Source organism: Streptomyces sp. NPDC048600 (assembly GCF_055587025.1).
The window spans coordinates 325384-338446 of sequence record NZ_JBVJGZ010000002.1 but is presented as its reverse complement, the minus strand read 5'-3'; the positions used below and the strand labels follow the sequence as shown (position 1 = coordinate 338446).

Sequence of the window (13063 nt, the reverse complement as noted above, 5' to 3'; positions counted from 1 at the left end):
TCCCGGGCGCCGCTAGATGATCAGCGACAACAGCAGCACCATCGCTCCGGCCACGACCGAGATGATCGTCTCCATCACCGACCACGTCTTGATCGTCTGCCCGACGTTCAGGCCGAAGTACTCCTTCACCAGCCAGAAGCCGGCGTCGTTGACATGGCTGAAGAACAGCGAGCCCGCGCCGATCGCGAGGACCAGCAGAGCGGTGTGGGCGGTGGACATGTCGGCCGCGAGCGGGGCGACGAGACCGGCCGCGGAGACGGTCGCCACGGTCGCCGAGCCCGTCGCGAGACGGATGGCGACGGCGATGAGCCAGGCCAGCAGCAGGGCCGGGACGGACCAGTCCTCGGAGATCTCCAGGATCATCTGGCCGACACCGGAGTCGATCAGGGTCTGCTTGAAACCACCGCCCGCGCCGACGATCAGCAGGATGCCCGCGATCGGGACGAGGCCCTTCTCGACCGTCTGCGACAGCCGCTCCTTGCTGAAGCCGGCCGCCCGGCCCAGCGTGAAGAAGCCGAGCAGCACCGAGGCGAGCAGCGCGATCAGCGGGGAGCCGACCACGTCGAAGACGCGCTGCACACCGTGCTCGGGGTCGTCCACCACGATGTCGACCAGCGCCTTGGACAGCATCAGCACGACGGGCAGCAGGATCGTCGCCAGCGTGACACCGAAGCCGGGGCGGCGCTCCAGCTCCTCGGAGGCGCGCTGCGGGATCATCCGGTCGGGCGCCGGGACGTCGACCCAGCGCGCGGCGAACCGGGAGAACACCGGACCGGCGATGATCACGGTCGGGATCGCCACCAGCACACCGAGCGCGAGGGTCACACCGAGGTTGGCGCCCACCGCGTCGATCGCGATCAGCGGACCGGGGTGCGGCGGGACCAGGCCGTGCATGACCGACAGACCGGCCAGCGCAGGGATGCCGATGCGCATCAGGGAGTAGTTGCCGCGCTTGGCGACCATCAGCACGACCGGGATCAGCAGCACGACGCCGACCTCGAAGAACAGCGGCAGTCCGATCACCGAGGCGATGAGCACCATCGCCCACGGCATCGACCGGCCGCCCGCCCTGGCGAGGATCGTGTCGACGATCTGGTCCGCGCCGCCGGAGTCGGCCAGCAGCTTGCCGAGGATCGCGCCCAGGGCGATCAGCACCCCCACACCGGCGACGGTGGTGCCGAGGCCGGTGGTGAAACTGACGATCACCTTGTCCAGCGGTGCCCCGGCGAACGCGCCCAGCGCGAGCGAGCCGACGGTCAGGGCCAGGAAGGCGTGGAGCTTGTACTTGGTGATGAGCAGGACGATGACGGCGATGCCCGCCAGCACGGCGATGCCCAGCTGGACATGTCCGGCCGAGGTGATCGGCTCGACGGTGTCCGCTGCCAGCATCTCGACGCTGAGTCTGGTCACGGGGTTCCCTTGCAGATACGGGGACAGGGAAGGGGTATGTGGAGAAGGTCCGAAAAACGGTGACGCCGAGGTCACCGGGAGGTGCGGGCGCCGCGGGGACCACGGCACCGGACGGGGCTACGGCAGGGGACTGGGCAGACCGTCCAGGGCCCGGGCGGCCCGCTCGGCGATCTCCTCCGGGCCGCCGGTCACGTCCACGGCCACTCCCGCCTCGTCGGCCTGGAGCGGCTGGAGCGTGGCGAACTGGGAGTCCAGCAGCGCGGTCGGCATGAAGTGGCCGCGGCGGTGCGCCATACGGTCCTCGATCAGCGCCCGGTCGCCCGTGAGGTGCACGAACACGACCCCGGGCGCGGCCGCCCGGAGCCGGTCACGGTAGGACCGCTTGAGCGCGGAACTGCTGACCACGCCGCCGAGCCCGGCCCGGTCGTGGGCCCAGGCACCGATGGCGTCCAGCCACGGCCGGCGGTCCGTGTCGTCCAGCGGGACACCGGCCGACATCTTGTCGATGTTGGCCTGCGGGTGGAAGTCGTCGCCCTCGGCGTAGGGGACACCGAGCCGGGCGGCGAGCAGGGGACCGATGGTGGTCTTGCCCGTTCCGGCTACGCCCATGACCACGACTACATGGGGGGTACGCATGGCTGTCTCCCTCGACACGAGATGCCGACCTCCGGCGTCGGCGTCGCCCTATGAAACCCATTAGGTACGACGAATTCAAGAAGGTGTGACAAATAAGTCTGACTTTTTGTTCCCCTGGGGACCCCCGTACCCTGTGTCCATGACCACACCGGGCCGCGGACTGCACGGCCGTGTACTGGACACCCTCGGCCCCGAGATCACCGCCGGCGTCTATCCGGCGGGCAGTGTGCTGCGCACCGACGAACTCGCCCAGCGCTTCGACGTCTCCCGTTCCGTGATGCGCGAGGCGGTCCGGGTCCTGGAGTCGATGCACCTGGTGGAGTCCCGCCGCCGCGTCGGCGTCACCGTGCAGGCCGAGTGCGAGTGGAACGTCTACGACCCCGAGGTCATCCGCTGGCGGCTGGCCGGCGCCGACCGCCCGCGCCAGCTGCGCTCGCTCACCGTGCTGCGCTGCGCCGTGGAACCCGTCGCGGCGCGCCTAGCCGCCCTCCAGGCCACCGCCGAACAGTGCGCGGAGCTCACCGAGTGCGCCCTCGGCATGGTCGCCACCTCACGCGGCCACCAGCTGGAGGGCTATCTCCTCCACGACATCGCCTTCCACCGGGTCGTCCTCACGGCCTCCGGCAACGAGATGTTCGCCCGCCTCGGCGACGTGGTCGCCGAGGTCCTCACCGGCCGGACCCAGCACGACGTCATGTTCGAGGACCCCGACCCCGCGGCCGTCACCCTGCACGTCCAGGTCGCCGAGGCCGTCCGCGCCCGCGAGGCCGACCGCGCGGAGGAACTCACCCGGGAGATCACCGTCGGCGCCCTGCGGGAACTGGACGTACTCGCTCCCTGAACGCGGCAGCCGGGCACGCACATCCAGGACCGCGTGCCCCCGCGCCGGGGGCCCGCCCGGCCCGCTCAGTCCAGGAACTCCCCGTCCACGTACACCCACGCCCCCTCGACCCGCTCGAACCGGCTGCGCTCGTGCAGCGACCCGCCCTCGAACGACGCCCGGAACGTCACCGTCCCCGTGCTGTGGAACGCCGACCCGTTCTCCGCCCCCAGGATCTCCAGCCCCGTCCAGCGCATCCCCGGATCCAGGCCGAGCGCCGCGGGCCGCGTCCGCGGATGCCAGGTCCGCAGCAGATACCCCTCGTCCAGCCGCACGAACGCGCAGTAGCGCGAACGCATCAGCGCCTCGGCACTCGGCGCCGCGGCGAGCCCGGAGTGGAAGCGGCCGCAGCAGGCCTCGTACGCCTCCGGCAGCCCGCACGGACACGAGACGGTCCGCGCGGACGTGGAACGGCCCCTGCGACGGGCGGACTTGCTCATGCTCAGGCTCCAGCGCTCGGCGGGTACGACGGCATCGACGGCACCCCGGGACCCGGGGCGGGCAGCGGCGGCAGAGCCGTACCGTGCACCCACGCGTCGAACAGGTCGTCCAGCGGCTCCACCGCGTACCGGGCCACATGCGCCCGCAGCGTCGCGCTCGTCACCGCCCCGCCCCGGTGCAGGGACACCCAGCCGCGCAGCATCCGGAAGAACGCGTCGTCGCCCAGCGCGCAGCGCAGAGCGTGCACCACCAGCCCGCCGCGCTCGTAGAGCCGGTCGTCGAACATCAGCTTGCGGCCCGGGTCGGCCAGCCTCAGATCCTGCGGCAGCCCCGACAGCAACCGGTGCGCGACGGAGGCCAGTTGCTGCGCCGTGCGGCCGCCGGAGCGCTCCGACCACAGCCACTCCGCGTACTTGGCGAAGCCCTCGTTCAGCCAGATGTGCCGCCAGTCCGCGATCGACACGCTGTTGCCGAACCACTGATGCGCCAGCTCGTGCGCGATCAGCCGCTCCGAACCCCGCGCCCCGTCCACATGGTTGGCGCCGAACAAGGACAACCCCTGCGCCTCCACGGGCACATCGAGCTCCTCCTCCGTCACCACGACCGCGTACTCGTCGAACGGGTAGGGCCCGAACAGCTCCTGGAACAGCTCCATCATCAGCGGCTGCCGCGCGAAGTCCCGGGAGAACTCCGGCAGCAGCTGCGCCGGGATGTGCCCGTGCTGCGGCACCCCGCCGGGCCCCGGATCACCCAGGATCACCGTCTGGTACTTGCCGATCGACAGCCCCACCAGATAGCTCGACGTCGCCGCCGCCTGCTCGTACACCCAGGTCGTCGTCGACGCCCTCGCCGTACGCGTCAGCAGCCGGCCGCCCGCCACCACCGAGTACGCCGACGGCGTGGTGATCGAGATCTGGTACGAGGCCTTGTCCGCGGGCCGGTCGTTGCACGGGTACCAGGACGGCGCCCCGACCGGCTGGCTCGCCACCAGCGCCCCGTCCGCCAGCTCCTCCCAGCCGAGGCCGCCCCACGGGCTGGCCACCGGCTTCGGGTTGCCCGACCAGTGCACCTCCACCGTGAACGCCGCCCCGGCCCGCACCGGCTTCGACGGCCGCACCCGCAGCCGCCCGCCACGATGCGTGTAGTGCGGCTGACGGCCGTCCACCCGCACCCGGCCGATCTTGAAGTCCGCCAGATTCAGCTGGAACTCGGCGAGCTGCGCACGCCCCGCTATGGCGTTGATCCGGGCCGTGCCGGACAGACGGTTGGGGCCGGGCCGGTAGTCCACCGCGAGTTCATAGCGATGCACCCGGTACCGGGGATCACCGTTGCCCGGGAAGTACGGGTCCTGGCCCGCCGTCTGCTGAACTGCCACTGCCGCGTCTGCTCCCTGCGCCTTGCTCGTACGAGGTCCATCGTCCCCGTGCGCGGCGCAGGCCGCACCTACCGACGCCATGACTCGATCGGATTGCCCAGCCAGCGGGTGTCGTCGGGAACCGACTCCGCCGCCATCATCAGCGACGCCGGGCCCAGCGTGGCACGGGCGCCGACCGTGGAGCCGGGCAGGACGATCCCGCCAGGACCCAGCGTCGCGCCCGCACGGAGGACCACAGTATCCGTCCGCAAGATCCGGTCGTGGAAGAGGTGCGTCTGGAGCACACAGCCCCGATTGACCGTGGCACCGTCGCCCAGGGTCACCAGATCCGTCTCGGGCAGCCAGTAGCTCTCCAGCCACACACCCCGCCCGATCCGCGCGCCCAGCCCCCGCAGCCACACTGTCAGCACCGGCGTCCCCGGCACCGCCCCGGCCAGCCACGGCACCGCCAGCACCTCGACGAACGTGTCCGCCAGCTCGTTGCGCCACACGAACCCGCACCACAGCGGATGCTCACCCGCGCGGTGCCGGCCCACCAGCAGCCACTTGGCCACCACCGACCCCAGCCCCGCCGCCGCACCCGCGCCCAGCAGCACCGGACCCGACAGCAGCGGCGCCCACGGCCCCAGCGCGCACAGCGCGGCCACCGTCAGCACGGCCAGCCCCGCCGAGCAGAACACCGGCAGCAGCCGGCACAGCTCCACCAGCCCCCGCGCCCAGCGCAGCCGCGCCGGCGGCTCGTACGTCCGGCTCTGGTCACCCGCGTCCGCGCTGCGCGGCAGCTTCACCGGCGGCAGACCCAGATACGACGTGCCCCGCTTCGCCTTCTTCGGCGTCGCCGACAGCACGCCCACCAGACCGCCCTCCGGCACACTGCGGCCCGGCGCGGTCATCCCCGAGTTGCCCAGGAACGCCCGCCGCCCGATCTCCGCCCGCCCGATCCGCATCCAGCCGCGCCCCAGCTCGTACGGCGCGGTCAGTGTGTCGTCCGCCAGGAACGCGCCCTCGCCGACCGTGGTCAGGCTCGGCAGCGCCAGCACGGTCGACACCTCCGCGCCCCGCCCGATCCGCATCCCCAGCAGCCGCAGCCACACCGGCGTGACCAGCCCGGCGTACAGCGGGAACAGCGTCTCGCGCGCCCGGTCCATCAGCTGCGTGACCGTCCAGGCCTGCCAGCCGACCTTGCTGTGCGTCGGATGCACGCCCTCGCGCAGCCCCAGACTCAGCAGCCGCACCCCCACCAGGATCAGCAGCGCGTACGTCACCCCGTACGCCAGCGTCGCCGGAACCAGCGCCAGGGCGGCGCCCCGCAGCGGCTCCCCGGACGTCACGAACAGGCTCGCCACCGCCAGCGCCACCGCACCCGACAGCACCGGCAGCAGCCCCAGCACCAGCCCCGACACCCCGTACACGGCCCGCCAGACCGGGCCACGCGCCGGACGCTCCTTCGGCCAGTTCCGCTTGGCCTTGCCCAGCTTCACCGCGGGCGCGCCCGCCCAGCGCTGCCCGGTCGGGATCGCCCCGTCGACCGCGGAACCCGGCGCCACCTCGGCCCGCTTGCCCACCCGGGCGCCCGGGAACAGCAGACTGCGCGTACCGACCGTGGCGTGCGCGCCCACCTTCACCGCGCCGATCACCAGCCGGTCCCCGTCCAGCCAGTGACCGGACAGGTCCACCTCCGACTCCACCGCCGCGCCCCGGCCCAGTTTGAGCAGCCCGGTGACCGGCGGCAGCGAGTGCAGATCCACGTCCTGCCCGATCCGCGCGCCCAGCGCCCGCGCGTACCGCAGCAGCCACGCCCCGGTCAGCGAGGTCGCCCCGCTGAACTCGGCCAGCCGCTCCGCCGCCCACAGCCGCAGATGCACCGAGCCGCCGCGCCGGTAGCGGCCCGGCCGCACCCCGCGCAGCAGCAGCCGCGCCCCGCCCGCGGCGATCGCCAGCCGCCCGGGCGGGCTGAACAGCACGACAGCCAGAGGCCCCAGCAGCCACCACGACGCCGTCGGCAGGAACCCGTAGGCGGGCATCAGGTTCCCCGCCACCGCCAGCGGCACCCACCAGCGCAGCCCGAGCAGCGTGAACAGCGGCAGCAGCACCAGCAGCTGCACGGCCTGCGCACGCCGGGCCACCGGCGCCACCTCACGGCCCTCACGGTCGTCCTGCGCCGACTCCTCCAGTCGCCGCGCCAGCTTGCGCAGCACCGGCTGCTGATAGATGTCCAGCACGGCCGCGCCCGGGAAACGGGTACGCAGCCGCGTCACCAGCTGAGCCGCGCCCAGGCTGCTGCCGCCCAGCGCGAAGAAGTCGTCCCGGGCACTGCCCACCGGGATGCCGAGGACCTCGGTCCACTGCCCGGCCAGCCACGCCTCGGTGCCGTACAGCTCCTCGGCGGCCCGGCCACCGGTCTCCAGGCCCTCCAGCGGCCACGGCAGCGCGGCCCGGTCCACCTTGCCCGACGTCCGGGTCGGCAGATCCTCCACCGGCGCCAGCAGCGGCACCAGCGCGGCCGGCAGCGCCGCCCGCAGCCGCTCCACGGCCGCCGCGTGGTCCCAGCCGTCCTGCGTCACGACATACCCGACGAGCAGCTGGTTGCCGCCGCCCGCGGTCCGCACCGCCGCCGCGGCCCCGGCCACGCCCGGCAGCGCCTGGAGCGCCGCGTCCACCTCGCCCAGCTCGATCCGCCGGCCGCCCAGCTTGATCTGCTCGTCCGCGCGCCCGAGGAAGACCAGCCCCTGCGGCTCGGCCCTGACCAGGTCACCGCTGCGGTACGCCCGCTCCCAGCCCAGCGAGGCGAGCGGCGCGTACTTCTCCGCGTCCTTCCCGGCGTCCAGATACCGGGCGAGCCCGACCCCGCCGATCACCAGCTGACCGCTGTCGCCCATCGCCACCGGCTGCCCGGCCTCGTCGACGACCGCCAGCTCGTAGCCGTTCAGCGGCAGCCCGATCCGTACCGGACCCACGCCGCTCATCAGCGACGCGCACGCCACCACGGTCGCCTCGGTCGGCCCGTAGGTGTTCCAGACCTCACGGCCCTCCGTCACCAGCCGCTGCGCCAGCTCGGGCGGGCACGCCTCCCCGCCGAAGATCAGCAGCCGTACGTCGTCCAGCGTCTCCGGCTCCCACAGCGCGGCCAGGGTCGGCACCGTGGAGACGACGGTGATGTCCTGCTCGGCGAGCCAGGGCCCGAGGTCGGCGCCGCTGCGCACCCGCGAGCGCGGCACCGGAACCAGGCACGCCCCGTACCGCCAGGCCAGCCACATCTCCTCGCAGGAGGCGTCGAAGGCCACGGACAGCCCGGCCATCACCCGGTCGCCGGGTCCGATCGGCTCGTCGGCCAGGAACAGGGCGGCCTCGGCGTCGACGAACGCGGCCGCGTTCTCGTGCGTGACGGCGACGCCCTTGGGCTTGCCGGTGGAGCCGGAGGTGAAGATGATCCACGCGTCGTGCGCGACGGTGGGCCGCGCGGCGGGCACCTCGGAGCGGCCGTGCACGGTCAGCTCGTGCCCGGCCCCGATCACGGCCCGGACCTCCGCCTCCCCGAACACCAGCTCGGCCCGCTCGTCCGGGTCCTCGGCGTCCACCGGGACATAGGCGGCACCGGCGGCCAGCACGGCCAGGATCGCCACGTACAGATCGTTCGTCCCGGACGGCACCCGCACGCCCACCCGGTCGCCGAGACCGACACCCGCCGCGCCGAGGGAACGCCGCAGCCGCTCGACCTCCGCGGCCAGCGCCCGGTACGTCAGCCGTGTCCGGCCGTCGTCCAGCGCGAACTCGTCGGGAAAGGAGCGCACAGAGGCGTCGAGGATGTCGACGAGGGTGCGGGGAGAGGCCGCCGGGCCTCCGGAGAAGCGTGCCGTGTCACCGAAGCGTTCGCGGATCTCTACGTCGAGCAGATCGAGAGCGCTGCTCTCGTGAGTGGCTGCCATCGGTCCTCGCGTCTCGTTCCCGGAGACCTCCGGGGCGCTGGCGGGCCCGCAGGTCTGCCTGGGGTTGTCCGGCTCCAGCAACGTAACAAGCCGGAAATTTTAGTACGAAGCTAAGTTGAACGAGGGGTGAAGACCACTGGGCGGGACCGTTCGGGCGACGAGGGCGTGCGATCGTCAGGGCCCTGACCTGCTGCTCCGTCACACAACGAGAGATGCCCCACACAACGCGTGAGGGCCGTGACCAAAGGTCACGGCCCTCATCGCCGAAGTGTCCGAGGGGGGACTTGAACCCCCACGCCCGATAAAGGGCACTAGCACCTCAAGCTAGCGCGTCTGCCATTCCGCCACCCGGACAAGGTGTGTGTCGTGCGGGGTTTCCCCCGCGGCGACGTCGTAAACATTACCAGGCTTTCCGGGGTGGCCGATCACGGGTGCGGGTGCGCGCACCCACGGCCCGTCCGCCGCCTTCCCGCCCGCCGGACGCCGTCTCCCGCGAGGGCCCCCACGGCGTGAACGGAGTGTGTCGGGCCGGCACCGGTCTTGGGGCAAGGGCGGCGGAGAGGGAGGATGAGGGGGACCACCAGCAGCGACAGCGAGAGGATCCAGCGTGAGCCAGACGGGCAAGGCCGGCGGCGTCACAGGCGAGGACGAGGTCGTCGACCTCTGCCGCGAGCTGATCCGGATCGACACCAGCAACTACGGCGACCACTCCGGCCCCGGCGAGCGCAAGGCGGCCGAGTACGTCGCGGAGAAACTCGCGGAGGTGGGCCTCGAACCGCGCATCATCGAGTCGCACCCGGGCCGCGCCTCCACGGTCGCCCGTATCGAGGGCGAGGACCCCTCCCGGCCGGCCCTGCTCATCCACGGCCACACCGACGTCGTCCCGGCCAACGCCGCCGACTGGACCCACCACCCCTTCTCCGGCGAGATCGCCGACGGCTGCGTCTGGGGCCGCGGCGCCGTCGACATGAAGGACATGGACGCGATGACCCTCGCGGTCGTCCGCGACCGGCTGCGCAGCGGCCGCAGGCCCCCGCGCGACATCGTCCTCGCCTTCCTCGCCGACGAGGAGGCCGGCGGCACCTACGGCGCCCGCCACCTCGTCGACAAGCACCCCGACCTGTTCGAGGGCGTCACCGAGGCGATCGGCGAGGTCGGCGGCTTCTCCTTCACCGTCAACGAGAAGCTGCGCCTCTACCTCGTCGAGACCGCCCAGAAGGGCATGCACTGGATGCGGCTCACCGTGGACGGCACCGCCGGACACGGCTCGATGACCAACGACGACAACGCCATCACCGAACTCTGCGAGGCCGTCGGCCGGCTCGGCCGGCACAAGTGGCCCGTTCGCGTCACCAAGACCGTGCGGTCCTTCCTCGACGAGCTCTCCGACGCCCTCGGCACCGAACTCGACCCCGAGAACATGGACGAGACCCTCGCCAAGCTCGGCGGCATCGCCAAGATGGTCGGCGCCACCCTGCGCAACTCGGCCGCCCCCACCATGCTCGGCGCCGGCTACAAGGTCAACGTCATCCCCGGCCAGGCCACCGCCCATGTCGACGGCCGCTTCCTGCCCGGCTACGAGGAGGAGTTCCTCGCCGACCTCGACCGCATCCTCGGCCCGCGCGTCAGGCGCGAGGACGTGCACGGCGACAAGGCCCTGGAGACCGACTTCGACGGCCGGCTCGTCGACGCCATGCAGACCGCCCTGAGCGCCGAGGACCCCATCGCCCGCGCCGTGCCCTACATGCTGTCCGGCGGCACCGACGCCAAGTCCTTCGACGACCTCGGCATCCGCTGCTTCGGCTTCGCGCCGCTCCAGCTGCCGCCGGAGCTGGACTTCGCCGGAATGTTCCACGGCGTGGACGAGCGGGTGCCCGTGGAGGGCCTGAAGTTCGGCGTACGTGTGCTCGACCGCTTCCTCGACGCGTCCTGATCAACCCCTCGGAAAACGGCACTTGAGAATTCGGCCGCATGTGCAGAGATGACCAGGAAGGGTGAATGCGCTCATAGGGTCGTAGCCCTAATCACGCCCCCTCGTTACTGGTGATGCGATCCGCATTTTGGTATCGCTTTGCCAACAAGGAGGAATAATGATCAAGAAGGTCGTCGCTGCTGCGGCTGCCACTGGTGGGCTGGTTCTCGCGGGTGCGGGCCTCGCCGTCGCCGACTCGGGAGCCCAGGGTGTCGCCGCGCACTCCCCGGGTGTCGCGTCCGGCAACGTCGTTCAGGTCCCGGTCCACATCCCCGTGAACGTCTGCGGCAACACGATCTCGGTGATCGGGCTGCTGAACCCCGCCTTCGGCAACACCTGCGTCAACCAGTGACGTCCACCCGCTGAGGGGCGTCCACCCCGTCGGCCCCGGAGCGCCCTTCCCGCGCTCCGGGGCCGTCCGGTCTTTTCCGCGGCTTTTGCATGAAAGGCAGGGAATCAGTACATGCGACAGGTCACCCGCAAGGGCCTCATGACCATGGCGGCGGCGACCGGTGTGATCGCCGCCGCCGGCGCACCCGCCGCGCACGCCGGCTCCGGCGCGAGCGGCACGGCGTCCAATTCGCCGGGCGTGCTGTCCGGCAACTCCGTCCAGGCGCCGGTGCACGTCCCGGTGAACGTCTGCGGCAACACCGTCGACGTCGTCGGAGCGCTCAACCCGGCGATGGGCAACTCGTGCGCGAACCACAGCGGTTCGCAGGGCGGCCAGGGCAGCGGCACCCACGGCGGCAGCCACGCGGGCGGCGGTCACCAGGGCGGCCACGGCCACTCCGGCGGCTCGGGCGCGCACGGCGGCACCAGCCACTCGCCCGGCGTGGGCTCCGGCAACAACGTCCAGGCACCCGTCGACGCCCCCGTGAACCTCTGCGGCAACAGCGTCGACATCATCGGCATCGCCAACCCCGCCATGGGCAACGAGTGCGCCTCCGACGGCGGTTACGGCACCCCGCCCGACGACGGCTACGGCACGCCGCCCTCTCCGCCCGAGGACCGCAACATCCCGCCGTCCCCCGGCCACCCCCCGACGACCCCGGGTGAGCACCCGCCCACCCCCGGTCACCGCACCCCGGAGGCCGCACCGCCCCCGGGTCACTCGGTACCGCAGCCGCACGGCGGCCAGCTCGCCGCCACCGGCGCCGAACTGCCCATGGGTGCCGCCGCGGCCATCGGGTTCTCGGCCGTACTCGGCGGCGCCGTCCTCTACCGCAGGAAGCGCGTAGCGGCGTAACACACCTCACAGACGGATCGGGCCCCGCAGCTGCGGGGCCCGATCCGTTTCCGCCGATTTTCTCACCAGGTGGCGCGCACCTGGCGGATGATCCGCCGCCGCAACCGCACCCTGCGGCTGCCGTCACGCATCAGGCTCAGGCGGTCCAACTCCCAGTGTCCGTACTCCGCATGGTCGGTCAGCAGACGTGCCGCGTCCTTGCGGGAGACCCCGCGCGGTACGTACACGTCGACAAATTCGTATTCCGGCATCGCATCTATTGTGCGGGCTGGGGTCCGGTACGGATAGCGTCTGCACTATGTCTGATGCTGCGCAGCCCACCGCTGCCGAGGTACGCGCCGCCGCCGAGGCGGTCAAGACCGCGCTCGACCGCCACCTGGCCGCGGTCGAACGCCGGTCGGGGGACGAAGACCCGGCCGTCTACGAGGCGTTCAACCAGCTGGCCGCGGCCGCCGAGGCCTACGACGAGCTGCTCTACGACCGCTACGACGAGGTCACGCCCTTCGAGATCCCCGGTGCCGACTCCGCGCAGTCCTACACGGGCCCCGAGGAGCCGAACGCGATCAGCGTGCTCATCCGCCGCGACTACGCCGTGGTGGAGCCGCAGCGGCTGCTGGCCCAGGCCGAGCGGGTCGAGGCCGCGGACTACGACGACGGCGCGGATGCCGCCGCCACCGTCCCGGGCGCGCTCACCGTCCTCTTCGGCGAGTACGAGCCGGACGAGATCGCCAGCCGCCACAAGGAGTTCGGCCTGGAGGAGGGCGACTCCACGCTGTGGCTGACCGCCTCCGACGAGCCGGCCGACCCGGGCGAGTGGCTGGAGACACCGTTCGACCACGTCGACCCCGAGCAGGTGATCTGCCGCTTCGACGTCAGCGCGGTCTTCGACGAGGAGGACGACGAAGACGGCGAGGGCGGGGAGCTCGGCGAGGACGGCGAGCTCGACGACGAGCTGGACGACGAGGAAGACGTCACGGACGGCGAGGACGGGGAGGACCCCGAGGAGGACGAGATCGACGAGGCCGAGGACTACGAGTTCGATGCCCGCGGCGCGGACGAGCTGGAGCGACTGGAAGCGGACCGCTGAGGCAGGGCCGGACCGGCGGTGACGCCTGACGGCGTGGTGATGTGACGGCGGCGGCCGCGGGGCGTGGACACCCCGCGACCGCCGCCGTCG

General features: G+C 72.2%; 11 protein-coding genes and 1 tRNA gene. 5 read left to right on the top strand and 7 right to left on the bottom strand.

The window, feature by feature from the left end; translation table 11 throughout:
• Positions 1–12 precede the first annotated feature (12 nt).
• Both ACZ6SQ_RS03695 and ACZ6SQ_RS03690 read right to left on the bottom strand, forming a co-directional pair.
• Positions 13–1410, bottom strand: a complete 1398-nt coding sequence (locus ACZ6SQ_RS03695; RefSeq protein ID WP_469556382.1) for a GntP family permease — start codon at positions 1408–1410, stop codon at positions 13–15.
• Positions 1411–1527: 117 nt separating this feature from the next.
• A complete protein-coding gene (locus ACZ6SQ_RS03690) occupies positions 1528–2046 on the bottom strand; it encodes a gluconokinase (protein ID WP_469556380.1) in 519 nt (172 codons plus the stop codon).
• Positions 2047–2185: 139 nt separating this feature from the next.
• Here ACZ6SQ_RS03690 and ACZ6SQ_RS03685 point away from each other — a divergent pair, with 139 nt between their 5' ends.
• Positions 2186–2887: a FadR/GntR family transcriptional regulator gene (locus ACZ6SQ_RS03685; RefSeq protein ID WP_469556376.1), complete on the top strand. Its 702-nt coding sequence runs from the start codon at positions 2186–2188 to the stop codon at positions 2885–2887.
• Positions 2888–2952: 65 nt separating this feature from the next.
• Here the strand turns inward: ACZ6SQ_RS03685 and ACZ6SQ_RS03680 are convergent, their stop codons facing one another.
• The 4 genes from ACZ6SQ_RS03680 to ACZ6SQ_RS03665 form a co-directional block, all read right to left on the bottom strand.
• Positions 2953–3366, bottom strand: a complete 414-nt coding sequence (locus ACZ6SQ_RS03680; RefSeq protein WP_469556374.1) for a YchJ family protein — start codon at positions 3364–3366, stop codon at positions 2953–2955.
• A 2-nt stretch (positions 3367–3368) separates the two neighbouring features.
• Positions 3369–4742: a M1 family metallopeptidase gene (locus tag ACZ6SQ_RS03675; protein ID WP_469556372.1), complete on the bottom strand. Its 1374-nt coding sequence runs from the start codon at positions 4740–4742 to the stop codon at positions 3369–3371.
• Between the two features lie 68 nt (positions 4743–4810).
• A complete protein-coding gene (locus tag ACZ6SQ_RS03670) occupies positions 4811–8668 on the bottom strand; it encodes a Pls/PosA family non-ribosomal peptide synthetase (RefSeq protein WP_469556369.1) in 3858 nt (1285 codons plus the stop codon).
• Between the two features lie 269 nt (positions 8669–8937).
• Positions 8938–9022: transfer RNA gene (locus ACZ6SQ_RS03665), tRNA-Leu, on the bottom strand.
• A 253-nt stretch (positions 9023–9275) separates the two neighbouring features.
• Here ACZ6SQ_RS03665 and ACZ6SQ_RS03660 point away from each other — a divergent pair.
• The 3 genes from ACZ6SQ_RS03660 to ACZ6SQ_RS03650 all read left to right on the top strand — a co-directional run bounded on the left by ACZ6SQ_RS03660 (position 9276) and on the right by ACZ6SQ_RS03650 (position 11886).
• Complete coding sequence (locus ACZ6SQ_RS03660) at positions 9276–10601, top strand: M20/M25/M40 family metallo-hydrolase (protein WP_469556366.1); 1326 nt, start codon at positions 9276–9278, stop codon at positions 10599–10601.
• 157 nt (positions 10602–10758) lie between these two features.
• The gene (gene chpH / locus ACZ6SQ_RS03655) at positions 10759–10992 is read left to right on the top strand and encodes a chaplin ChpH (protein WP_469556363.1); all 234 of its coding nucleotides are present in this window, start codon (positions 10759–10761) and stop codon (positions 10990–10992) included.
• Positions 10993–11103: 111 nt separating this feature from the next.
• Complete coding sequence (locus ACZ6SQ_RS03650) at positions 11104–11886, top strand: chaplin (protein ID WP_469556360.1); 783 nt, start codon at positions 11104–11106, stop codon at positions 11884–11886.
• Between the two features lie 62 nt (positions 11887–11948).
• On the opposite strand, the gene ACZ6SQ_RS03645 is transcribed toward ACZ6SQ_RS03650, so the two are convergent.
• On the bottom strand, positions 11949–12137 hold the full coding sequence (locus ACZ6SQ_RS03645) for a DUF5703 family protein (protein ID WP_386377056.1): 189 nt from the start codon (positions 12135–12137) through the stop codon (positions 11949–11951).
• A 47-nt stretch (positions 12138–12184) separates the two neighbouring features.
• Between ACZ6SQ_RS03645 and ACZ6SQ_RS03640 the strand changes: the two genes are divergently transcribed.
• On the top strand, positions 12185–12973 hold the full coding sequence (locus ACZ6SQ_RS03640) for a hypothetical protein (protein WP_469556356.1): 789 nt from the start codon (positions 12185–12187) through the stop codon (positions 12971–12973).
• The last annotated feature ends 90 nt before the right edge of the window (positions 12974–13063 follow it).